Annotated in this window: 19 protein-coding genes and 2 pseudogenes; 5 read left to right on the forward strand and 16 right to left on the reverse strand. The window is 62.7% G+C overall.

Translation table 11 applies throughout. The annotated features are described in order from the left end of the window. Positions 1 to 19 precede the first annotated feature (19 nt). From ACTIEZ_RS14145 to ACTIEZ_RS14155, 3 genes are read right to left on the reverse strand one after another with little or no spacing between them, the layout of a single operon-like run. Complete coding sequence (locus tag ACTIEZ_RS14145) at positions 20 to 1,345, reverse strand: tetratricopeptide repeat protein (RefSeq protein WP_439547330.1); 1,326 nt, start codon at positions 1,343 to 1,345, stop codon at positions 20 to 22. Positions 1,346 to 1,361: 16 nt separating this feature from the next. Continuing rightward, positions 1,362 to 2,075: a DUF4331 family protein gene (locus ACTIEZ_RS14150; RefSeq protein ID WP_439547331.1), complete on the reverse strand. Its 714-nt coding sequence runs from the start codon at positions 2,073 to 2,075 to the stop codon at positions 1,362 to 1,364. After that, positions 2,072 to 2,728, reverse strand: a complete 657-nt coding sequence (locus ACTIEZ_RS14155; protein ID WP_439547332.1) for a hypothetical protein — start codon at positions 2,726 to 2,728, stop codon at positions 2,072 to 2,074. Before ACTIEZ_RS14155 ends, ACTIEZ_RS14150 begins: the two co-directional genes overlap by 4 nt. Positions 2,729 to 2,783: 55 nt before the next feature. Here ACTIEZ_RS14155 and ACTIEZ_RS14160 point away from each other — a divergent pair, with 55 nt between their 5' ends. Further along, positions 2,784 to 2,993, forward strand: a complete 210-nt coding sequence (locus ACTIEZ_RS14160; protein WP_439547333.1) for a hypothetical protein — start codon at positions 2,784 to 2,786, stop codon at positions 2,991 to 2,993. A gap of 372 nt (positions 2,994 to 3,365) precedes the next feature. On the opposite strand, the pseudogene ACTIEZ_RS14165 reads toward ACTIEZ_RS14160, so the two are convergent. From ACTIEZ_RS14165 to ACTIEZ_RS14175, 3 genes and pseudogenes are all read right to left on the reverse strand, one after another. Beyond that, positions 3,366 to 3,686, reverse strand: a pseudogene (locus tag ACTIEZ_RS14165) (integrase core domain-containing protein); the annotation flags it as partial. Between the two features lie 182 nt (positions 3,687 to 3,868). Next, a pseudogene (locus tag ACTIEZ_RS14170) lies at positions 3,869 to 4,114 on the reverse strand (transposase); the annotation flags it as partial. 87 nt (positions 4,115 to 4,201) lie between these two features. Next, positions 4,202 to 5,068, reverse strand: a complete 867-nt coding sequence (locus ACTIEZ_RS14175; protein WP_439547334.1) for an IclR family transcriptional regulator — start codon at positions 5,066 to 5,068, stop codon at positions 4,202 to 4,204. Between the two features lie 250 nt (positions 5,069 to 5,318). On the opposite strand from ACTIEZ_RS14175, the gene ACTIEZ_RS14180 reads away from it, so the two are divergent. Then, positions 5,319 to 6,416 carry an NADH:flavin oxidoreductase gene (locus ACTIEZ_RS14180; RefSeq protein WP_439547335.1) on the forward strand — a complete coding sequence of 366 codons (1,098 nt, stop codon included), beginning with the start codon at positions 5,319 to 5,321 and terminating at the stop codon, positions 6,414 to 6,416. Here the strand turns inward: ACTIEZ_RS14180 and ACTIEZ_RS14185 are convergent. The 10 genes from ACTIEZ_RS14185 to ACTIEZ_RS14230 form a co-directional block, all read right to left on the reverse strand. Beyond that, complete coding sequence (locus tag ACTIEZ_RS14185; RefSeq protein WP_439547336.1) at positions 6,399 to 6,935, reverse strand: nuclear transport factor 2 family protein; 537 nt, start codon at positions 6,933 to 6,935, stop codon at positions 6,399 to 6,401. The two genes, ACTIEZ_RS14180 and ACTIEZ_RS14185, sit on opposite strands and share 18 nt — an antisense overlap. Positions 6,936 to 6,970: 35 nt before the next feature. Then, positions 6,971 to 8,083, reverse strand: coding sequence for an acyl-CoA dehydrogenase family protein (locus tag ACTIEZ_RS14190; protein ID WP_439547337.1), 1,113 nt, complete (start codon positions 8,081 to 8,083; stop codon positions 6,971 to 6,973). A 6-nt stretch (positions 8,084 to 8,089) separates the two neighbouring features. Beyond that, the gene (locus ACTIEZ_RS14195; protein WP_439547338.1) at positions 8,090 to 9,277 is read right to left on the reverse strand and encodes an acyl-CoA dehydrogenase family protein; all 1,188 of its coding nucleotides are present in this window, start codon (positions 9,275 to 9,277) and stop codon (positions 8,090 to 8,092) included. Continuing rightward, positions 9,267 to 10,169 carry an SMP-30/gluconolactonase/LRE family protein gene (locus ACTIEZ_RS14200; RefSeq protein WP_439547339.1) on the reverse strand — a complete coding sequence of 301 codons (903 nt, stop codon included), beginning with the start codon at positions 10,167 to 10,169 and terminating at the stop codon, positions 9,267 to 9,269. The genes ACTIEZ_RS14195 and ACTIEZ_RS14200 overlap by 11 nt, the downstream gene beginning before the upstream one ends. A 121-nt stretch (positions 10,170 to 10,290) precedes the next feature. Then, positions 10,291 to 11,043 (reverse strand): IclR family transcriptional regulator, encoded by a 753-nt coding sequence (locus ACTIEZ_RS14205; RefSeq protein WP_439547340.1) that lies wholly within the window; start codon positions 11,041 to 11,043, stop codon positions 10,291 to 10,293. Positions 11,044 to 11,080: 37 nt separating this feature from the next. Further along, positions 11,081 to 11,626, reverse strand: coding sequence for a short-chain dehydrogenase (locus tag ACTIEZ_RS14210; protein WP_439547341.1), 546 nt, complete (start codon positions 11,624 to 11,626; stop codon positions 11,081 to 11,083). Further along, positions 11,620 to 12,333: an SDR family NAD(P)-dependent oxidoreductase gene (locus ACTIEZ_RS14215; protein WP_439547342.1), complete on the reverse strand. Its 714-nt coding sequence runs from the start codon at positions 12,331 to 12,333 to the stop codon at positions 11,620 to 11,622. Before ACTIEZ_RS14215 ends, ACTIEZ_RS14210 begins: the two co-directional genes overlap by 7 nt. A gap of 4 nt (positions 12,334 to 12,337) precedes the next feature. Further along, a complete protein-coding gene (locus ACTIEZ_RS14220) occupies positions 12,338 to 13,942 on the reverse strand; it encodes an AMP-binding protein (protein WP_439547343.1) in 1,605 nt (534 codons plus the stop codon). Between the two features lie 14 nt (positions 13,943 to 13,956). Then, the gene (locus tag ACTIEZ_RS14225) at positions 13,957 to 14,721 is read right to left on the reverse strand and encodes an enoyl-CoA hydratase/isomerase family protein (RefSeq protein ID WP_439547344.1); all 765 of its coding nucleotides are present in this window, start codon (positions 14,719 to 14,721) and stop codon (positions 13,957 to 13,959) included. Positions 14,722 to 14,841: 120 nt separating this feature from the next. Next, a complete protein-coding gene (locus ACTIEZ_RS14230; RefSeq protein WP_439547345.1) occupies positions 14,842 to 16,401 on the reverse strand; it encodes an SDR family oxidoreductase in 1,560 nt (519 codons plus the stop codon). Between the two features lie 196 nt (positions 16,402 to 16,597). Here ACTIEZ_RS14230 and ACTIEZ_RS14235 point away from each other — a divergent pair, with 196 nt between their 5' ends. From ACTIEZ_RS14235 to ACTIEZ_RS14245, 3 genes are all read left to right on the forward strand, one after another. After that, positions 16,598 to 17,356: an SDR family NAD(P)-dependent oxidoreductase gene (locus tag ACTIEZ_RS14235; RefSeq protein WP_439547346.1), complete on the forward strand. Its 759-nt coding sequence runs from the start codon at positions 16,598 to 16,600 to the stop codon at positions 17,354 to 17,356. Positions 17,357 to 17,560: 204 nt separating this feature from the next. Then, positions 17,561 to 19,732: a TonB-dependent receptor gene (locus ACTIEZ_RS14240; RefSeq protein WP_439547347.1), complete on the forward strand. Its 2,172-nt coding sequence runs from the start codon at positions 17,561 to 17,563 to the stop codon at positions 19,730 to 19,732. Between the two features lie 134 nt (positions 19,733 to 19,866). After that, the gene (locus ACTIEZ_RS14245) at positions 19,867 to 21,447 is read left to right on the forward strand and encodes a flavin-containing monooxygenase (protein ID WP_439547348.1); all 1,581 of its coding nucleotides are present in this window, start codon (positions 19,867 to 19,869) and stop codon (positions 21,445 to 21,447) included. Positions 21,448 to 21,520: the final 73 nt, after the last annotated feature.

Below are 21,520 nucleotides of genomic sequence, written 5' to 3' on the forward strand. Positions count from 1 at the left end.
CCTTTGCCCGAACGCCCTCTCAGGACAGTGGGTTGATTGCGCGCGCCTGCCTTGCCTGTGCTGCGGCTTCGGTCGGCATGCCCGTTGCCGTATAAATCATCGCTGCAACGCGGTGTAGATCGGCTGTGCGCCACGGGGACGCCAGCACTGCTTCGATCAGGGTGCGGGCTTCGGCGGCGCGGCCGTTGCCCAGCAACGCCTGTGCCAAGATCACCTTTGCTTCACCGAACGGACGCGCGGCGTGATTTTTCTCGGCAAGCTGCAGCGCACACGGCCAATCGCGTTTTGCGATGCAATGATCGATGGCATGGCCATAGGCAGCCTGCGGAAATTGCGCGATCCGCCGCTGCCAGATGACCCAGGCCTCTGCATAAAGGCGCCTGGCCTCGACAATATCGCCGCGCTGTTCGGCAATGGCGGCCAGCGCATCGAGGAATTCCGGGTGACCGGTGCGGCGGACGATATCGCGGTAGCGGACCTCGGCCTCGCCCGTCTTGCCCTGCAGTGTCAACACCTCGGCCATATGCTCTTCGATCAGCCAGTGACCGGGAAAGATGCGGTCCGCGTCGCGGAAATGCGCCATCGCCTCATTCAGCCGGCCGCGATCAAGATCAAGTATGCCGCGCTGCAGTTCCAGATAGGCGCGGACCTGCGGGACCGGCGGTTGCTGTTCGGCAATCTCACGCGCAAACAGCGCATCGGCCTGGTCAACCGCGCCAGTGCGCGCCGCATAAATTGCCCGGCGGAAGATGGAAGTTCCTGGCACCAAGGCGTCAGCCTGGTCATAAAACGCCAATGCGTCCCTGTACTGGCCGCGATAGAAGGCGATATCGCCGCGCATCGCTGCCATTTCCGCGCGTTCGCCAGTGCCCGGTCTGACAGCATAGCGGTCCATGGCCGCCAGATTGGCCTCTGCACCCGCGAGACGGTGCATGCTGAAATCCAGCTTGGCGTGCATCATGTGCGGGCCGCTTTTCGGCACCGCCACCTTGAATGCCGCGGTCAGGGCGCGTTCGGCACCAGCATAATCATCAAACGAGCCCGACAATGCTGCCCGCATCAGATACTGGCCAGCCAGGCGTTCGTGCATCATCCATTGATCGCTGTAGGTGTCGGCGGCCGCCTGCGCATTGGCAACACCGACATCGACCATCTTCATGGCCTGGACATGGCTGCGGCCAAAGCTCACCGATGAATAAGGCGAATCCTCCCAGACATGAACCATAGGCTCCGGCGGTTGATTGACGCGATCTTCCAAGGCCCACAAGGCGAAGATCGCCAATAGGGTCACGAAAACCCATTTCAACGCCGGTCGTACGGCCAGCGCGGCGGAACCAGATGTCATAGCGGGCCGGCGCTGATCACCCTGGCAGAGCGCAGGGCGTGAGTTGGAGCCGGACCAAATCGTCGACCAGAAGGTTGGACAGGATCGTCAATGTCGCTGTCAATTCGGGAACCCACTTGCCGGTGAGATCAATCGCCGGTGTGTCATCATTGTAACTGTTCCTGTTGGGAGGGCCGGAAATCAAGGCCGTGGCCACGGCCGGCATGCCAGCGCGATCAACCCGCACATAGGCCGAAGCCGGATCGGTGCGGAAGACGAAGTTGCTGCCGGCCCCGCCGGACGTGGGCGGATTGCCAAGCGGCGGCGCCAGGAACGGGAAGCTATCTGGCAAGGGCTGGTCAATGCCGTTGGGATTGACCGGGAGCCGCGCAAAGGTTGCAATATCATGCACCCGCAGATCGAGGAAAATCATCGCCAGCGTCAAATCGACCACGGGGTCGAGATAGCGCCGCCCGTTCGGGAAGTTGGCGGGCTGAGTCAGGTTGAGTTGCAACACATCAGGCACAACCAGATTGGCTACGGTGCGCCCCGGCACCACGGTCTGGCGAAGACATGGCGCCACATTGAAATTTGCCGACGTGGCTGGCGGAGTCGGGGTCGGCGCGGGTGCTGGTGCTGGTGCTGGCGCAGGTGCCGCCACCGCGGAGTCTGGCGTGCCGTTGCCACAAGCAGACAGCGTGACCGCGAGCGCCGCAACGGACACGAAGGTGGAAAATCCCCTGTTCATCATGATGCCCCCCTGATGCGTGCCGACGAGGTCCAGATGTCGAGCGGTTGTCCCCGATCGATCAACCCGCGCGGGATCGACAAAATGACAAAGGTCGAGTTGAGCCCTGCAAACCGGTCACGCTGGTTGTTGAAGGACAAGTTGCCGGTGGCCCGTGAATCCGTAAGCCCCTGTGGATCAAAGAAGAACGGATCGTCAAACAGGCCAGCCCGCACCGTGATGCCGTTGGAACTGGTCAGGTTGCGCTCCACAGGCCCCTCGATCGTGACGCCGCCCGGCAGATTGCGCACTTGTATCCCGGGATTGACACCATCGCGCCCGAAGCGGATCTCGATCGGAAATTCGGTATCCTCGCGCAATCCTTCATTGGAAACGTGGATCGTGTACAAGACGTCGGGATCGTAAAACCCCGGCAGATTTGTTGCCGATGGACCGCCGAAGCCGATGGCCAGATAGACGTTGGCTGCATCGTGAAAGGCATAAAGATCCGCGATATCAGCAGCGACATCAAAGCCTACCGTCGTGGCGGGTGAACCAGTGCGCCCCGGCGGATCAAAGTGGTCCGCCGCTTGCAGGGCGCGATGGCCAACAAAACCGACAACCGCGAGCGAAATTATCGGCGGAAGCGCGACTCGAATGAGATTTGCGATCTTCATGCCCGTCCCCCCCATTTGCGTTGAGAAGCCGCATTGGTGTTGTCATTCGTACGTGATGCATGCCGACGTGGTTGCATCGTGGTATCATCATCAAGTTTCTCTTTCGTTGCAAGCCGTCTCTGGCTGGATTCACCGGCCAGATTCCTTGGCGGCAGCATCCGCCAACATGCTTGGACAATTGCCGGGATCGAAGGCGTCGGTGAATATCTGCTGTCGCGGGCCGGCCGATTGCCAGCCCTTGGAGCTGCTGCGCCTAAACAGTTGATCACACGCAGGTTTGACAGTGCTGTCGACAGCTATTGCTGCCTTCATCTTACGCGCCGGGGTTATTTGGCGCCTGACACCGGGTTGCAATCGTCGAGGGCCTTCAGCCGTCGTTGCGCAACTTGCGTCGTCTGTCGGGGTACGCCCAACCGGGAAACCGGTCCAAGAGTGCCTGAGTTCGCCTGAAGCCCCAGAGACGCCCCAAATCCTGCATCACATATGCGACAAGTAAATTGTTCGGTGGAAAGGTCCGATAGCTTCCCGAACATTAGCGGGTCGGCAGAGTATCTGGTGCACCAAAGAGGACAAAACTGGGCAATGGAATCATTGGGAAATCTGTACGCCGCTGCTCAGCGGAGCCGCCTTTCCTACTTTAAGCATGGCTGGATTGACCCTGTCCCGGGATCGTATCCAGCCCGAATGAGAGATCTGGCGCTTTATCGGCTGGCGTCATGAACCCCAGTGATGTGTGAGGTCGGGTCTCATTGAAGACCCTTCGCCACGCATCGAGTTTGGCCCGGGCATCGTCCAGAGACAAGAACCAATGCGTGTTCAGGCATTCGTCGCGGAATCGGCCATTGAACGATTCCACGAACGCGTTGTCCGTGGGCTTGCCGAGCCGGCTGAAGTCCAGGGTCACCCGATTGATGTAGGCCCAATGATCAAGCGCCCGCGAGATGAACTCCGGCCCGTTGTACACCCTGATCTTCGTAGGCGGGCTGCCACGCTCATCGCAGCGCAGTATAGCTGCGGCGTTCACTGACGCAGAACTGGCTTTGCACCCAATACACGATCTCCCGACACCGCCCAGGCGCTAAAATTTTTTTGCCGGAACCTCCTGAAGCATGGCTCCCAGCAGATCGATCCACCGGATCCATCTGTAATCTGGTCGCTGTCGAGGCTGAGGTCCGCAACAAGCCGCTTCAGCTTCTGGTTCTCTTCCTCCACCTGGCGCACCTTGCGCAGCTCGGACGGCCCAAGGCCGCCATACAGCTGCTTCCAGCGGTAACAGGTGGCCTCGGATAGGCCCATCTTCCGGCCCATCTCGGCAACGGGCGTGCCAACCTCCGCTTGGCGAAGGGAAAACGCGATCTGCTCGCCTGTGAACTTCGACTTCTTCATCAGCAAAATCCTCCGCTCAAAGCAGCTTCGATTTTGCCAGATTCCTCTCATTCAAACCGGATACATTTTGCGGGACAGGGTCAAGTCTCAGGCCTCCACTGCAACCGCCGCTTCAGCTGCAGTCTGCCATTTCTGCCCCATTGGTTGGCTGACAAGTTTGGCCGCTGCATTGCACTTGGCGGCCACGGTATCTTCGTCAGTGAGCAATTGCTTTTTCTGGAAGTCTGCAATGGCTTCGGTCATGGACCGAATGATGTGCTGGGTGGCGTGCGAGATGCGATCGGCCATGCCGCCAACGCCAATGGCCAGCGGAATGCCGAACAGGCTTTGATCCAACGGCATGGCGATCGATGACAATTGTGGGGTCGGCCGCTTCGGCACGTAAGCGTAGCCAACCTGCCGCGTCCAGCGTACTTCGCGCATCAAGTCCTCAAAGCTGGGAAGGGCATCAGCGCCGAGGCCATAATGGCGGGAATAACGATAAATCTTCTCGATCTCGCGCTGACGCATGCGGCTCATCAAGGCGAGCCCGGAAGAGGAGTCGACAAACAGACGCATGGTCCCTTCCACCGGCGCCATCTTGTGCTCGTGATCGGGCGTCTTCAGCATGATATATTGAATATACAGATCATTCTGGGCGACGAGGCCCACGGTTTCGTCGGTGCGGCGCTGGATGTCGTCAACCAGGCTGACCAGTCCACCTTCAGCGTTTATAAGGCTGGGCAACCAGCTTCCCAGCGCTGCAACCCGCATCGTGGGAAGATAGGTCATGCTGCCGCGGTTATAATTCAGATAGCCCATCAGAACCATGCTCTTGAGCAGGTTGGTCGCGCTCGATTGCGGATAGCCGAGCGCCTTGTAGATCTCGTTCAGCCTTAATGGCTTGCGTTCGTCCATGAACAGCTCGAGGACTTCGAGCGTCCGGGACGCGGATTTGACCGTCCTGCGCTCCATGCTTTCCTCCCAATGGGGCCATGTCTTGCCGGCCTTTGTGCACAGCGTAACTTCAGCAGGAATGCACACAACAGCAGGAACATCTTATCACAAATGTGATGCCACCGGAGCGACTGCCGTCCCGGTCGAGACGCCAATCCGCACAATCGCCCACATGATAAGCGCGGGCTCCCCGCCACGCGCCGTGGCATTTGCCTGCGCATCATGGATCGTGGGGCATTGCCGTCTCGTGCTCCAGTCCGGAATCGCCATGATCCTGCCGCACCTGTTCCAGCCGTTGCAGATCGGCACCCTGTCCCTGCCGAACCGCCTGGTGATGGCACCGATGACCCGGCGGCTCAGCCCGAACGGCATCCCCGGTCCCGATGTGGCCGCATATTATGGGCGAAGGGCTGCGGGCGGTGTCGGGCTGATCATCACCGAAGGCACCGGCATCGCCGATCCCGCGGCCTTGGCAGAACGCGGCGTCCCGCAGTTTCACGGGCCGGCGCTGAAGGGCTGGGAATCCGTTCTGGCCCAGGTGCACGCGCAGGGTGCCAAGATCTTTCCGCAGCTCTGGCATGTCGGCAGCGCCCGCCGCCCGGATCTGACCGATACGCCCGATATCCCCGCCGTATCGCCATCCGGCCTGTTCGCGCCCGGCGATCCCAATGGCGAAGTGCTGAGCGACGCGCGGATAAGGGCCATAATTTCGGCCTATGGAGACGGCGCAGCCGACGCCCTGGCCATCGGCTTCGACGGGATCGAACTGCATTTTGCCCACGGCTATCTGGTCGATCAGTTCTTGTGGGGTCCAACCAACAGCCGCGCCGATGCCTGGGGCCGCGATCGCTGGCTGATGGCCACCGAAATCGTGGCCGAATGCCGTCGTCGCACCCACCCCGGCTTTCCCATCTGCCTGCGATTTTCGCAGTGGAAGCAGCAGGATTATGCCGCTCGCCTGTTTGAAACGCCGGCACAGCTGGCGGCTTTCCTGAAGGCGATGGTGGAAGCCGGCGTCGATCTGTTTCACTGTTCAACCCGGCGCTTCTGGGAACCCGAATTTGCGGGCAGCGCGATGAATCTGGCCGGATGGACCCGGCAGCTTTCGGGCAAACCGGCCATCACGGTTGGCTCGGTGGGCCTGGATGAAGATTTCCTGGTGACCCGCGTTGGCAACGACCCGACCACCGACAGCAGCCGGCTGACACGTCTGGACGAAATGCTGGCGACAGGCGAAGTCGATCTCGTTGCGGTTGGCCGTGCGCTGATCGGCGATGCACAATGGGGCGCGAAGGTCCGCGAGGGGCGCCTGAGCGACATCAAGCCCTTCACGCGCGCTGCGCTGGCCTCACTCGATGGCGGCTGACCGGTTGGCTGGGCGCGCTTGGAAGAAGGTGTAGACCGGATCGTCCGGAAAGCGTCCACCGATCGGTTGGCGGGCGCCGAAGCGGTCGGCCTCGGACGCGGTCGGCAAGGGCAGTTCCTCGATCCAGTCGAACACCACCAATCGCCTGAACACGCGCCATTCACCATCCCGCTCGGTAAACCAGTCGAGATAGCGGCCCTTCATGTCCCATTGGGTCAATTTCCCGTCGGTGCCCGGCTGGCGCTGGAAGGCAGAGAAATAGGTTTCGACGGCAGCACCATCGCTGCGCACATCGATCAGGATATTGTGGATCTGGTGAATGCCGCGCTCGATGCTGGGCAGGGTACGCAGCGCCCAATCGATGAAGCCACTGGCACTGCCATTATAGGGGCCATGGGCATCGGTGCCGTCCGGCCAATAGGCCGATCGCAACATGGCTTCATCGCTGCGATCGATGCCGCGGCAATATCGGAACAGGCAATCGCGAATGCGCTCGCGCGCGATCAACTCGGCAATCATGGCCGACTGTGTTTCGGTTGGGGGGCTGTGTTCTGTCACGCGGCGAACCTCATCCTGTGGTAGTCAACGGAGCCGTGGGCCAGCGACAGCATCATCTGCCGCTTGAGATGATGGCTGACGATCAGCTCGTCGCTGAAGCCGACCCCGCCGTGAAGCTGGACAGCCTGCTGCGCGACATAGAGGCCGCATTCGCTGATGCGCACCTTGGAGGCAGACAAGGCACGCAGGAATGCCGCCTCGCCCTGCGGAATGGCCAGCGCCATATGACACAACATCGCCCGGGCTTCCTCGCAGGCGAGGGTCATGTCGACCATGCGATGTTGCAACACCTGGAACGCGCCAATGGGGCGGCCGAACTGTTCGCGCGTGCGCAGATATTCCAGGGTGATCGCAGCGACGGCCGTCATCGAGCCGACGGCTTCGGCAAGATAGGCGCATGTCGCCCTGCCGACCGCAGCTTCGATCAACGGCAGCGCGCCATCGGCCGGGCCGACAAGGGTTGCGCCTGCCACGCCAGTGCATGTCAATCGGGCGTGGCGGTGACCATCGATGGCGCGGAAACGCTCCACGCTCAGGCCCGGCGCCGTGGCCGGCACCAGGAAAAGTGAAATCCCCTTCGGGTCGGCGCCATTGCCGCTCGTGCGCGCCGAAATGACGAACCAATCGGCATCACCGCCGTCTTCCACATGGCATTTGCTGCCGGTCAGGCAAAAGCCATTCCGGTCGGACGTCGCCTCAGCCCCGACCCGGTGCACATCATAACCACCGTCGTCTTCCAACAGGGCGGCCGCAACACAGGTCTGCCCGGCACCGATTTGCGCGATCAGATCGTGCACGGCGTTGCCACCATGGGCCAGCAGGGCGGGTGCCAGCACCGTGGTGGCAACATAAGGCCCCGGAACCAGATGCCGCCCCATGCCTTCGGCAACCGCCATCACGTCCACGATGCTGCCGCCCAGGCCGCCACATTCCGCCGTGATCGGCAGCAGCAGCCAGCCAAGCTCGGCCATCTTCGACCATCCTGCCGCTTCTCCGGCCCGGCCACGCCTGATGAGGCCGTGACGATCGTTCGGGGGATAATGTTCGCTGCCGAAGCGGTGGACCGTCTCCAGCAACATGTCCTGCTCGTCGTTATAGGCGAGGCGCATATCGTGTCAGCCTTTCAGGCCCAGCGCGCGCTGGGCAATGATGTTGTGCTGAATCTCGCTCGATCCGCCGTAGATCGACGTCACACGGGCATAAAGGGCGCCCTGCATGGCATAAGGCATGTCGGCCGGCAGCGCTGATCCGTCGTCGAGCGCAGCGAAGTGCGCGGCCTCTGGCCCAAGGGCATCCACCCACAAGGCGGTGCCAGCCTGGGTCAATTGCGACCAGCGCAACTTGATCATCGATCCAAGCGGCCCGGAATCAACCCCGGCAGCCGCATCGGCCATGACCTTGAGCACCATCGTCTGCAGTGCGATCACTTCGATCTCATATTGCGCCAGCTTGGCCTTCACGCCGGGCCGATCGATGATCGGCACGCCGCCAACCGCGCGGCGGGTGGCGGCCTCCCGAATGGCCTTCACCGTCTGGATCAGGAACACTGCAACTGACGCCGTGACCATGCGTTCGCGGTCCAGCAGCACTTTGCCATATTCCCAGCCGCGGCCTTCCGTTCCGACCAGATTGTCGAACGGCAACCGCACATCATCCAGAAACATCTCGTTGGTGTGATGTTTCTCGTCCATCGTGGCGACCGGCCGGATGGTGATGCCCGGCGTCTTCATGTCGAGCAGCAGCAACGAGATGCCCTGCTGGCGCTTGAGCTCGTCAGATGTGCGAGCCAGCACGAAGACATGGCTGGCAACATGGCCATAGCTGGTCCAGGCTTTCTGCCCATTCAGCACATAATGATCGCCATCCCGCACGGCCCGGGTTCGCAGCGCGGCAAGATCAGACCCGGCACCCGGTTCGGAATAGCCCTGGCACCACCAATCATCCGCATTGATGATGCGCGGCAAATACTGATCCTTCTGGGCCTGGCTGCCATAGGTGAAGATGATCGGGCCGATCAGTTCGAGGCCCTGGTGAAATTGGGCCGGGGCGTCGGCATTGGCGGCTTCGGTCCAGAAGATATACTGCTGGATCGGGCTCCATCCAGTGCCGCCATATTCGACGGGCCAGGTCGGCGCACCCCAGCCCCGGGCAGCAAGGCGCTTCTGATAGGCGATCAGTTCTTCGGGTTGCAGCCGCAATCCGGCCCGCACCCGTGTGCGCCACGCCGCCGGAATGCCCGTGGCGAAGAAATCGCGAACCTCCGCCCGGAAGGCGAGGTCGCCGGCCGTCAGCTCAAAGTCCATGGGTGCCTCCCTTGCTGGCCGGCACGCGCAAACGGCTTTCGGCGATTCCGGTGACGCCCAGGCCACGGATTGCGATGATGCGCCCGGCATCAGGGTGATCACTGTTGAGCATGTGGCCGGATTTACTTATCGAGGTCACAAACAGCGTATCCAGCGCCGATCCACCAAAGGCGGGACACGACGGATACGGCATCGGTACGTCGATGCGGCGGATCAACCGCCCCTGCGGCGTGATGCACGCCACCGCCTGGTCCAGCACCAGCGCCACCCAGATATTGCCATCGGCATCGACCGTTGCACCATCGGGCGCCTGCCCGATCGGACCAAGATCGATCGCCGCCACCTGCGGGCCGACGGCGCCGCTGGCGGGATCATAGTCATGACAGCGGATGGTGCCGTCGAGACTGTCGGCGAAGTACAGCCGGGCACCGTCCGGGGAAAAGCAGATGGCATTGGAAATCCGCATTCCGCTGGCCAGCGGGCGCAGCGCCGCGTTGGCAGACAGCTGGAACATGGTCCCGGTTGCAGCGTCGGCCATCCGGGTTTGGCCGCACAGATAGGCGCCGCCGGCGCGGTCCACCTTGCCGTCATTCAGGCGCATGCTGCCATCATGGCCGGGAACGGCCGCAAACGGCTGCGCCTGCCCCGTGGTTTCGTCGATCACGGCAAAATGATCGGCAAAGGCGGCGATCAGACCGCCCTGCGCCAGCCCGATGCTGCCGACCATATGATCATAGGTCCAGACGCAGACCGGTTCCCCGTCGGGTTTGGCGGCATGGATCGAAAGGCCTGCCGCATCGACCCACCACAATATTTGCCGATCGGCATCCCACAACGGGCTTTCGCCGAGCAGGCAGCGATGCGGACCGAAGAACTCGATGTCGATCGTCACGCCGGTTCGCTCCTGCCCTTGCCTGATGCCAAGCCACCTAGGATGGCATCAGGTTAGGCCCGCACAGCCAGAAGGTGCACGCGAACACACTTTGAAACCCCGACAATCATGTCCGCGATTTTCAGGCGGAAGCCGGGCGAAACGACGTCACCAGATCGCGCAGAACATCGACGATATGCTGTTTGCGATTCGCAATCCGATCGGCCAGCCCGCCCACACCCAAGGCCAGCGGCACGCCATAAAGTTCCGCATCAAGCGCCATGGTGATTGACGAGACCGCCGGCGTCGGGCGGTTCGGGATATAGGCATAACCCAACCGCCGAACCTGTTCGACCTGCTGCAGGATCTGAGGATAAGAGACACGCGTCCTGTCCCCGCTGTTGTAGGCATTGGAATATCGGCACAATTTGTCGATTGAGCGATCATCCATCCGTGCCATCAGCGACAGCCCGGCCGAGGAATCCACCAGTTTTCGCATCACGCCAACTTGCGGCGCCATCTGATATTCGTGATCGGGTGTCAGCAGGATGATGTACTGCACGAACAAATCGTTGCGCGTAATCAGCGCCACGGTTTCATCGGTCCGCCGTTGCAGCTCCTCCACAAGTTCCCGGAACCCGCCGGCCGCCTCGATGAAGCCTGGCAGCCAATTGCCGAGCATGGCAACGCGCGTTGTGGGCAGATAGCTGCGTTGATCCCGATTATAGTTGAGATAACCCAGCATCACCATGCTCTTGAGCAAGGCCGTGGTGCTGGATTGCGGGTAGCCCAACGCGCCGTGGATCTCGTGCAACTGCAGCGGCAAACGGCGTTCTGCGAACAATTCCAGCACCTCGAAGGTGCGGAGCGCGGATTTGACTGTGGGTTGCGACATGAGCCCCTCCCCGGCCGTAGTCGGGCCTGCCCGCTGTTCATGGCTTGGCAGGATCGTCCGGTAAAGCGGGTCGGCGCTGCCGCGCGCGCGACATCCGCAGATTGTCACCGCCATCACACGCGATCACCTGGCCGTTGACGCCGCTGCCCTGCAAAAGCGCTGATGCCAGCGTCGCGACGTCTGCGGCCCGGGCGGCATCTGGCGAAGCCACCGCGATCATGTTGATGGTGACTGCTTCCGCTGCGAATTCCAGCGCAACCGATCGCAGCAGACCGACCACACCCGCGGCCAGGCCGCCGGCCAGTGCGCTGTCCCAATCACCCAGAAAGGCCGCAGACCCGATCAGCACGATGCGGCGACGGGCCGGCACAAGGGCGGCCAGCCCTGCTGCCAGATCGGCCAGCGGACGCACGAGGCCAGCTTCGAAATCATCATCCGCCAGCTGGTCCACCGCGGCCGTTCGAACCGGCGGCAAGGCATCGACAACGGCGGAAATATCCGCAATCCCTGCTGGCAGCGCGCTGCGAAGCGCCTGCCCCACGGCATCGGCCAGGCTGCCGGGCGGCGCAATGACGGTCAGCACGGCGCGACGCCCAGTGATTTTCCGCCATCAACCAGCAGGACCTGACCGGTCATCGATCGCCCGGCCGGGGACGCAAGATAGGCCACGGCGTGGGCGATGGCAGCGGGCGGCATCGCGCCGCCCGCGGGCTCAAGTCGATTGAGCCGCGCGCGCATGTCCGGGGTGAACTGGGCGATCATGCGGGTTTCCACCATACCGGGCGCCACGGCATTCACCGTGATGCCGCGCCAGCGCAATTCCACCGCCAGCGATCGGGTCATGCCCACCACCGCCGCCTTGGATGCCACATAATGCGCGGCCCCCGCGCCGCCCAGATAACCCCGCGATGCGATGTTGATGATCGCACCCTTGTGCATCCGGCGAGCGGCTTCGCGGGCCAGGATGAACGTGCCGCCCACATTGACCCGCAGCATCTGTTCGAACGCTGATCGGCTGATCTGGTGCAACGGCAGCAACTCGGCCGCGATGCCGGCACAGTTCACCACCACATCGAGCGCGGGCAGTCCATCAAGCACAGCGGCCACCTGCGCCGACGACGTCACGTCCAGTGCCGCGCAGTCGATGCCCGACCACTGCGCGCTGGCAGCAGTCAAGGCGGCGGCATCGATATCGGCTGCGGTGACATGCCAGCCGCCTTGCGCCAGCAGTTCCGCAACCGCCCGGCCAATGCCCTGCGCGCCGCCGGTTACCAGAGCCTGGGGTTGCATGGCGTCAGGCCGGTGTATCGATGGCGATTGCGTCGATGGCGATTTCGAGTGCGCGGCGATAATCGGATTTGCCGCTGGCATGGCGCGGCAGATCGGCAAGCCGGATCATGCGGCGTGGCAGCTTGTAACGCGCCAGATCAGCTTCCAGCACAGCCCTGGCCGCCGCTTCGTCATAGGCAGGGGTCACCCGCAAGAGCGCCACGATCGCCTTGCCCCAGGTGGCATCGGGAACACCGACCACGATCGCATCCTCGATCCCGGGCGCGCGCTTCAGCGCTTCTTCCACCTCTTCGACAAAGACCTTCTCGCCGCCGGTATTGATGCACAAATTGCCGCGGCCGATCAGCCGGATCAGCCCATCTGCGGTGCGTTCGGCCATGTCCCCCGGGATCGCATAGATGGTGCCGTCGATCAGGCGATAGGTTTGCGCGGTCTTTTCCGTATCGCCGAAATAGCCCAGAGCAAACGGCGGCCGCCTTGCCAGCCAACCGGTGCCGGGCTCATCCGCCGCCAGCACGCGATCGGTTTCGACATCGATGATCACGGTATTGCGTCCCGGCTCGAAATAGCCGGTCGGCGTTTCCTTGGTGATCGTGGTCACCGCATAGCCAAAGCCCGACGCTTCGGAGGCGCCGAGGATATCGACCAATGTCAGGCCGGGCAGCTGCTCCACCAGCCCGCGCTTGACCTCCTGGCTCCACATCAGGCCAGCCGATGAAATCAGCTTCAGGCAGGCCAGATCCCAGCGTCCGGGGTTGTTGACCAGGGCCTGCAGCATCGGCCGCGCAAACACATCGCCGACGATCAGGATGCGCGACACACGGTGGCGCTGCACCTCGGTCCACAGTTCTTCGGCATCGAAACGATCGCTGGGCAGCAACACCGCCGTGCCGCCCATCAGCAGTTCGGCCATCGAGCTGTTGAGCCCGGCACCATGCATGAGCGGGCAAGCCGGCAGCACACGCCCCGGCGCCGCGTTGGCCGCAACCTGGGCGGCGTGATCGGCCAGCGACTGCACCGGATTGCGGATGGTCGGCGCTTCCAGTTGCACGGCGCGAGCGTCGCCGGCTGCCCACATGACGCCTTTCGGCCTGCCGGTGGTGCCGCCGGTATACAAAAGATAGCCGTCTTCAGGGGAGCGCACGATATCCAGCGGGGCAGTGTCGCCTTGCTCGACCATCCGGTCATAGGCTCCACCGCCGCCAATCTGCACCAGCATGGTCAGGTGCGGCAGCGCGCCCGGCAATGGCGCCACCACATCGGCAAATTCATCCTGATAGAACAGAGCCACGGCCGTGCAGTCGGCCAGCACATATTCGATCTCGGCGGTGGTATAGCGGTAGTTGATGTTGACGTGAGTCAAGCGTGCCTTGAAGGCGGCGCAGGCGATCTCGATGAATTCCGGGATGTTGCGGGCCAGGATCGCGATGCGGTCCCCGGCTTGCAAGCCGCCCGCCAGCATGGCGCGGGCGAGCCGATTGGTGCGCCCATCGAAATCGCCCCAATTGATTGTCCGGTCACCCCGCACCAGCGCCGGGCGGTCCGCCGGCACATTGGCCGCCGTCACGTCCAGCAGGTCGCCAAAGTTCCAGTTGCCGGCACGGGCCATGACAGCGGGCTCCTTCAGCGGCCGTGGAACACCGGCGCGCGCTTTTCGACAAACGCTGCAACGGCTTCGGCTGCATCTTCAGACTTCGCCAGTTTGGCGGTGTTGCCCTGTTCATAGATATAGCCGTCGCGCAGGGTCATGTTCTCGATGGTGCGCATGCTGTCCTTGGCCAGCCGGGTTGCCAGCGGGCTCTTGGCTGCGATGTTGCGCGCCATGTCCATCACGAACGGCATCAGTTCGTCGGCTGGCAGGCAGGCTTCGATGATGCCGCGCCGATATAATTCGGCAGCCGGCGCACGATAACCCGTCAGCATCATGCGGCGGACCAGCGAGTGCGGCAGGATGCGCTCGGCATGCTTGCCGCCGCCCATCAGGCCGACATCGACCTCGGGCAAGCCGAACACCGCATTTTCGGACGCAACGATGATATCGCAGCTCGCGACAAGGCCCAACCCAGCGCCCAGCGCCGATCCGTTGACGGCCGCAATCGTCGGCTTGGCGTTGTCCATGATGCTATAGCTGACCTCGCGAACCTTGCGATTGCGGGCCCAGCGCGCACCGGGGGCCGAAAGATCGGGGCGGTTGCGCAGATCGGCGCCGGCAGAAAAGCATTTGCCAGCACCGGTCAACACCACCACCCGCACGTCTTCACGGTCATTGAACGTGTCGAACGTTTCGATGATCTCTTCGATCAGCGCCATGTTCTGGGCGTTCACCGGCGGGTTGTCGATTGTCACGACCGCAACGAAGTCCGAAACTTCAAGCCTGAGTTGACTCATTGCAGTCTCTCCCGATGTTTCTTGATTGGCAGGCAACCTATGGCGGGCAATCCGGCTTGGCACGAACCGGCACGGCGGGGCGGCAACTATTGCATATGGGATTGCCCGGCCGCCCGCGAATCAAGGCATGGGCGCGCCCGGCGGGTGGCCGCTCGCCGAATAGCCGCCATCGGCCATCAGCGTCGTGCCGGTGATATAGGCGGCCGTATCGGACACCAGAAAGGCCACATGCTCGGCGATCTCGGCTGGTTGGCCCAGCCGGCCCATCGGAATGCGCCGCATGATCGCCCCCGGATCACGCGTGCCGGCATTGACAAGCGCGTCGATCGCCGGCGTGGCGATATAGCCGGGGGCCACCGCATTCACGCGGATGCCGTGGCAGGCCCATTCGCACGCCAGGCTGCGCGTCAGCATGGTGACGGCTGCCTTTGATGCGCCATAGGCGTTGCGCGCCGGCAGGCCCAGCGTGGCAGCGATGGACGACAGGTTGACGATGGCACCGCCGCCGTGGGCGATCATCTGGCGGGCGGCCGCGCGCGACATGTGAACGACCCCCTTCAGATTGACCGCCAGCGTCCGCTTGAAGTCATCGAGCGGCTGTGCCGCGGTCGGGGCCATGGGTTCGACAATGCCCGCATTGTTGATCAACACCGAAACCGGGCCCAGCCGCCGCGCGATATCGGCCATGGCTGCTTCAACGGCGTCAACATCCGCGACATCGACCTGCCAAGCCGGGTGCCGGCCGGCCTGGTACGGGTGCGTATCGAGCACGGCAACCACAAAACCGGCTGCCGCCAACCGATCGGCGATCGCGGCGCCCATACCGCTGCCACCGCCGGTGACACAGGCCACATCGCCTGCGCGCACGGTTCGGTGGGGCATCGGCATGGTGGATGCCTTGCCAGACCCGCCAAAGGCATCGACGCCGCCATCCACCACCAGCAGACTGCCGGCAAGATAGGTGGACCGCGACACATGGTAAACGGCCTCGGCAATGTCTTCGCTGCACCCCAATCGGCCCATCGGGATGGCGGCGCAGGCAGCAACCCGATCAAAGCGGCCTTCGCGTTCGAGCGAGAGCAATATCTCGGTATCGGTGTAACCGGGCAGGACCGCGTTGACCGCGATGCCGGCAGCCGCCAGCTCGGTGGCCAGCGAACGGGTCATGCCGATCACGCCGGCCTTGGTCAGGCTGTAGCTGGCACGGCCGGGCAGCGCACGCAGGGCGGCCCCCGACGATATGTTGATGATATGCCGGCTGCCCGCGGCCGATGGCTTGGCTGACATGGCGCGCACGGCCGCCCGGGTGACGAGGAATGGACCTTCCAGATTGATGGCTACCAAATTATCGAGATCCCCATCGGGCACCTCCAGGATCGGACGGGCAAACCGATCCACGATGCCGGCATTGTTGACCAGAACATCCGGCGGTCCGTGCTGCGCCGATATCTGCGCCATGGCCTGATCGACACTGGCTTCATCGGCAACATCCATGTGCAACGCCGTGTGCGGCGCACCCAGCATGGCCGCCGCTGCCGTGCAGGCCGCCATGTCACGATCTGCCAGCACGACGCGATCGCCGCCGGCCGCGAAACGGCGCGCGCAGGCCAGACCGATCCCACGGGCAGCACCGGTCACGACCACCACACGCGGTTTGGCATGATCAATGGATTGGTTCACACCGGCCCCCAAGGATGTGACAGCAGAAGGCCGCCACCTGGACGCAAGCTTCCGGCACCTGACCTGCAAGGTCAAAAGTCGCCGAAGCCGGCGTGGCCTTTATCATGCACGGAATAATCGCTGCGCCACGCAGGTGACGACGACGAATTCCTCGTGCTTCGCGTTAGCTTTACCCGGTAGCAACAGAGGCACGAACATGGGCGGTGAACTGGAAGGCCTGGTGGCGGTGGTGACGGGCGCGTCACGGGGGTTGGGGCGGGCGATCGCCGAACGCTATGCTGCCGAAGGCGCTGCCGTGGTGCTGATCGATCTGAAACAGCCCTGGGCACAGGCGGCGGCCGACGCGATAACCGCCAACGGCGGTACCGCGCTGGCCTATGGTGCCGATGTGTCGGACCGCGCGCTGCTGACCACTGCCATCGACGATGCAGCCCAAAGGCTCGGCCGGATCGATGTGCTGGTCAACAATGCCATGTGGAACAGTTATGATCTGATTGCCGATATCACCCCGGAAATCTTTGCCCGGATGGTGGGTGTGGGGCTGGGCGGGATGGTCTGGGGCATTCAGGCTGCAGTGCCGCACATGCCTGAAACCGGCGGCGCCATCGTCAACATCGGATCGATGGCGGGCCGGCTCGGCAGCAGCGGCGCGCTGCTGTACGCGGCCGTGAAGGCGGGCGTGGATGGGTTGACCCGTTCAGCGTCTGTCGAGCTGGGGCCACGCCGCATCAGGGTCAATGCCATCGCCCCCTCCACCGTGGCGACCGAAGGGGTCAAGGCCATCCTGACGGCCGACCAGATCGCGGCGCGCGTACGGCAGACCCCGATCGGCCGGTTGGGCGAAATTGGTGACATTGCCGAGGCGGCGGTCTGGCTGGCGGGTGCGCGCTCGACCTTCGTCACCGGCCAGTCGCTGGCCGTCGACGGCGGCATTGGCCACGCCCTCACCCGATAGCCCGCAAATCGCCAGCATGATTTTTGCGCAGGTGAAGGGTGAATTGATTGCCTGTGCCGCACGGTTGCGGTGAAGCTGCCCCACTACGACGAACAAAAATAAACCGAGACTGAATCATCCATCAAAAAGAATGGCTTAGTCTTTCATGTGCGTATGATGCGGATACCGCTTCACTATCAGATCATGGTTGGGGAAGGAATGATTATGATTTCCACTGCACGGCTACTGGCCGGTATCTGCATCGGCACCCTTGTTGTTGTCCAGGCTGGGGCTGCCGCAGCACAGCAAGCGGCCGAAATCACCGAGGATAAAAGCGTTTTCGACGAGATCGTGGTGACCGCCACCAAGAAAGGCGATGGGCAAGATGTTCAGGACGTTGCAATCGCGGTGACCGCCTTTGGCGCCAAGCAGTTGGAGAACCAGCACGTCCGCTCGCTCGAGAACCTCGCCTTCAGCGCACCCAACGTGCAGCTCGATGACGTTGGAACCGCGCCGGGCTTTGCCAACTTCTCGATCCGCGGCCTTGGCATCAACAGCTCGATCCCGTCGATCGATCCCACCGTCGGCGTGTTTGTCGACGGCGTCTACATGGGGATCAGCGCCGGCATCCTGTTCGATACCTTCGATCTGGAGGGCGTGGAAATTCTGCGCGGGCCGCAAGGCCTGTTGTTCGGCCGCAACGTCACCGGCGGCGCTGTCGTGGTGCGCACCAGCACGCCTGGCGATGATCTGAAGATCAATGGCCGGCTGTCGGCCGAAACCGGCCTCAACAAGACCGCCAGCCTTGTTGTTTCGGGCCCGCTCATCAAGGACAAGCTGTCTGCCAAGGTGGCGGTGTATTACAACGACGATGATGGCTGGTTCACCAACCAGTTCAACGGCAACACGAATTTCGGGGCGTCCGAAACACTGATCCTGCGGTCCGCGCTGCACTTCACGCCCAGTGACACGGTGGACGTGGTGGCGCGCTATGAACGCGGCCAGGTGCGCGGCGACGGCGCCGTTGTCAGCAACTTCGGCCTGTTCCCCCGCGAAAGCTTCGGCATCAGCGTGGATGAAGAAGGCGTGACCCGCAACGACTGGAACCAGGCGTCGCTGGAATTCAACGTCGACACCAGCTTTGGTGACGGCCGGATCACCAACCTGACCTCCTATCGCGATTTCAGCGGCTTCGTGACCAGCGACATCGATTCATCCCCCAGCTTCACCTTTCATGCCGACACGCTCACAAGGCAGCATCAATGGAGCAACGAGTTGCGTTATGCCGGCACGTTCGGCGCTCTGCAGGTAACGACCGGGCTCTATTATTTCCAGCAGGACATTGATTACATCGAATTGCGCCGGCTGGCGGGCGGTGCCCTTCGGATTTCGGGCGGCGGCAATCAGGAACAGCAGACATTCGGCGCATTCGCTTCGACCGACTGGAAGGTGACCGACACGGTTACACTGAGCGGTGGTCTGCGCTATTCGTGGGAGACCAAGCGGGTGCGGGTGCAGAATCTGGCCGGAAACCTGTGCGATCCAATTGTGACCAAGACCTGCAGCAGCTATGGGTTCAACGATTCCCGTACCTGGCGCGATCCCACCTTCCGCTTCGGCGGGCAATGGCAACCATCCGATGAAACGCTGGTCTATGCCTTCTTCGCCCGCGGTTTCCGCAGCGGCGGCTACAATTTCCGCAATGGCAACCCCGCCGAGGCGCCCGGACCGTTCGACGCCGAAAAACAGAACAGCTATGAAATCGGCCTCAAGCAGGATTTCGGCCGCGTGCTGCGCCTGAACGTGGCGGCTTTCCACAACACGGTTCTGGGTCTGCAGCGCGAGATCATTCTGCCGGTGCTGCCGATCGGCACCACCCAGGTGATCCGCAACTCGGCCAACCTGCGGCTGCAGGGCATCGAAGCCGAAGCGGTGCTCAAGATCGGCAATCATGTGACCATCAACGGTCAGTTCGGCTACACCGACGGCAAGTATACCGACATCTTCTTCGACCTGACCGGCGATCGCGTCATCAACGACCGCGATTTTGCCCTGGTCCCGCCCCGTCTGGCGCCGTGGACCTATGGCATCAACGCCAATTTCACCCATGATGTGCGCGGCGTGGGCGAGTTGCAGGCCCGCGTCGGCTATACCCACCGCGATGCGGCCTGGTCCAACGACAACAACACCGGCTTGTTGAGTGCGGCCGATCTGGTGGATGCCAATCTGTCGGTTGAAACAGCAAACCGCCAGTGGAAATTCTCGATCTATGGCACCAACCTGCTGAACGACCAGACCGAAGGCAACGTGTCGCCGCTGCCGTTCTTCGCCGGTTCGACCTTCTCGTCGATCAACCGGGGCCGCGTGATCGGGGCTGAAGTGCTGGTACGTTATTGATTGCAAACCGCGGGCGGGTAAGGGTGCAACGCCTTTGCCCGCCGTGAAAGACCCGTGCGTCGTCGCCAACAACAACGGAAAACATCATGCAGACCGCTCCGGATCGCCCCCTCCGGCAACCAGTACACCAGAACGTGGATGCAATCGTGGTCGGCGCCGGCTTTGGCGGCATGTACGCCGTCCACAAGCTGAACGAGATGGGCCTGAGCGTCGCCGGGTTCGAGGCTGGCGGCGATGTCGGCGGCGTCTGGTACTGGAATCGCTATCCGGGCGCTCGCTGCGATCTGATGTGCGTTGATTACAGCTATGGCTTTTCCGATGCGCTCCAGCAGGAATGGACGTGGAGCGAGCAATTTGCCGCTCAACCCGAGATCCTGGCTTATGCAAACTTCGTTGCCGACAAGCTTGATCTGCGCCGGCATTTTCATTTCGAAACGCGAGTCACCGGCGCGACATGGGATGCTGAGGCCAATAACTGGATCATGATCACCGATCGCGGCGACGAGATCAGGGCTACCTATTGCATCATGGCGACAGGACCGCTGTCGATCCCGAAGGACCCGGAGTTTCCCGGACTGGAGACGTTCGAAGGCGAAGTGCTGCGCGCGGCAAAATGGCCGCATACCCCGGTCGATTTTGCAGGCAAACGGGTCGGCCTGGTCGGAACCGGCTCAAGCGGCATCCAGATCGTTCCCGTCGTGGCAGCGCAGGCTGCCGAATTTCACGTGTTCCAGCGCACCCCGAGCTACACGATGCCGATGCGCAATACCGCGCTCGATCCCGATTATGTCACCGAACTCAAACGAAACTATCCGGCCATTCGCGCGGTGGCGCGTGCCAGCCACCTCGGCGGCGTGCGCCCGGTCACCTCGCGGCCGTTCTTTTCGATCACGCCCAGCCAGCGCCAGCGCGTCATGGAAGACGCGTGGGCGCGCGGCGGCCTCGATTTTCTCGGGCTGTTCTCCGATCTGCTCACCAACCCCGAAGCCAATGAACAGGTGGCCGAATTCGTGCGCGGCAAGATCGCTGCCACGGTGAACGATCCCGCAACCGCTGAAGCGCTCAAGCCGCGCGGCTATCCGATCTTTGCGCGGCGGCCGTGCCTCGATACGGGCTATTACGAGGCCTTCAACCTGCCCCACGTCCATCTGGTCGATTGCATCAAGCACCCCATTGAGCGCGTTACGGCCCACGGCATCACCACCACCGCGGGCACGGTCGCGCTCGATACGCTGATTGTTGCCACCGGCTATGATGGCCTTTCCGGCGCTCTGCTGGCGTTCGAAGTGGCAGGCCGCGATGGCCATACGGTGCGCGAAAAATGGGCCGGCGGCGCGCGCTCCTACCTCGGGCTGATGATGGCCGGCTTTCCAAACCTGTTCATGCTGTGCGGGCCCAACGGCCCGGCTGCACTCGCCAATATCATCACTTTGGACGAGCAGAATGTGAATTGGATCTGCCAGTTGATCGATCATATGCGAACCAACAGCATCGCATCGGTGGAACCGCAGCCGGCCGCTGAGGATGCGTGGATGGAGCAGGTGTTCAGTCTCGCCGAGCTCACGCTCGTTTCAAAGGCCAACACCTGGTATGTCGGCGCCAACGTCGACGGCAAGCCACGGGGTCTTTCCATGTACACCGGTGGTTTCTTCAAATACAACGAGACATGTACAAATGTCGCGCTCAGGGGCTATGACACATTGCGCTTCGCCTAGGCTCCGGACTCAATTGCACCAGAACGTGAGGCTTGCGGCGAGGTGCGTGGCTGAGAGGTAGTTTCTGGCGAGC

The sequence above is a fragment of the Sandarakinorhabdus sp. genome (genome assembly GCF_051860625.1).
GTDB lineage: Bacteria > Pseudomonadota > Alphaproteobacteria > Sphingomonadales > Sphingomonadaceae > Sandarakinorhabdus.

Bases quoted from the DNA above. Each gene is read 5' to 3' on its own strand.
- ACTIEZ_RS14225 (WP_439547344.1), bottom strand. From the start codon at position 14,721: ATGAGTCAACTCAGGCTTGAAGTTTCGGACTTCGTTGCGGTCGTGACA.
- ACTIEZ_RS14190 (WP_439547337.1), bottom strand. From the start codon at position 8,083: ATGCGCCTCGCCTATAACGACGAGCAGGACATGTTGCTGGAGACGGTC.
- ACTIEZ_RS14215 (WP_439547342.1), bottom strand. From the start codon at position 12,333: ATGCAACCCCAGGCTCTGGTAACCGGCGGCGCGCAGGGCATTGGCCGG.
- ACTIEZ_RS14150 (WP_439547331.1), bottom strand. From the start codon at position 2,075: ATGATGAACAGGGGATTTTCCACCTTCGTGTCCGTTGCGGCGCTCGCG.
- ACTIEZ_RS14180 (WP_439547335.1), top strand. From the start codon at position 5,319: ATGATCCTGCCGCACCTGTTCCAGCCGTTGCAGATCGGCACCCTGTCC.
- ACTIEZ_RS14205 (WP_439547340.1), bottom strand. From the start codon at position 11,043: ATGTCGCAACCCACAGTCAAATCCGCGCTCCGCACCTTCGAGGTGCTG.
- ACTIEZ_RS14235 (WP_439547346.1), top strand. From the start codon at position 16,598: ATGGGCGGTGAACTGGAAGGCCTGGTGGCGGTGGTGACGGGCGCGTCA.
- ACTIEZ_RS14155 (WP_439547332.1), bottom strand. From the start codon at position 2,728: ATGAAGATCGCAAATCTCATTCGAGTCGCGCTTCCGCCGATAATTTCG.
- ACTIEZ_RS14160 (WP_439547333.1), top strand. From the start codon at position 2,784: ATGCATGCCGACGTGGTTGCATCGTGGTATCATCATCAAGTTTCTCTT.
- ACTIEZ_RS14195 (WP_439547338.1), bottom strand. From the start codon at position 9,277: ATGGACTTTGAGCTGACGGCCGGCGACCTCGCCTTCCGGGCGGAGGTT.
- ACTIEZ_RS14240 (WP_439547347.1), top strand. From the start codon at position 17,561: ATGATTTCCACTGCACGGCTACTGGCCGGTATCTGCATCGGCACCCTT.
- ACTIEZ_RS14185 (WP_439547336.1), bottom strand. From the start codon at position 6,935: ATGATTGCCGAGTTGATCGCGCGCGAGCGCATTCGCGATTGCCTGTTC.
- ACTIEZ_RS14220 (WP_439547343.1), bottom strand. From the start codon at position 13,942: ATGGCCCGTGCCGGCAACTGGAACTTTGGCGACCTGCTGGACGTGACG.
- ACTIEZ_RS14145 (WP_439547330.1), bottom strand. From the start codon at position 1,345: ATGACATCTGGTTCCGCCGCGCTGGCCGTACGACCGGCGTTGAAATGG.
- ACTIEZ_RS14175 (WP_439547334.1), bottom strand. From the start codon at position 5,068: ATGGAGCGCAGGACGGTCAAATCCGCGTCCCGGACGCTCGAAGTCCTC.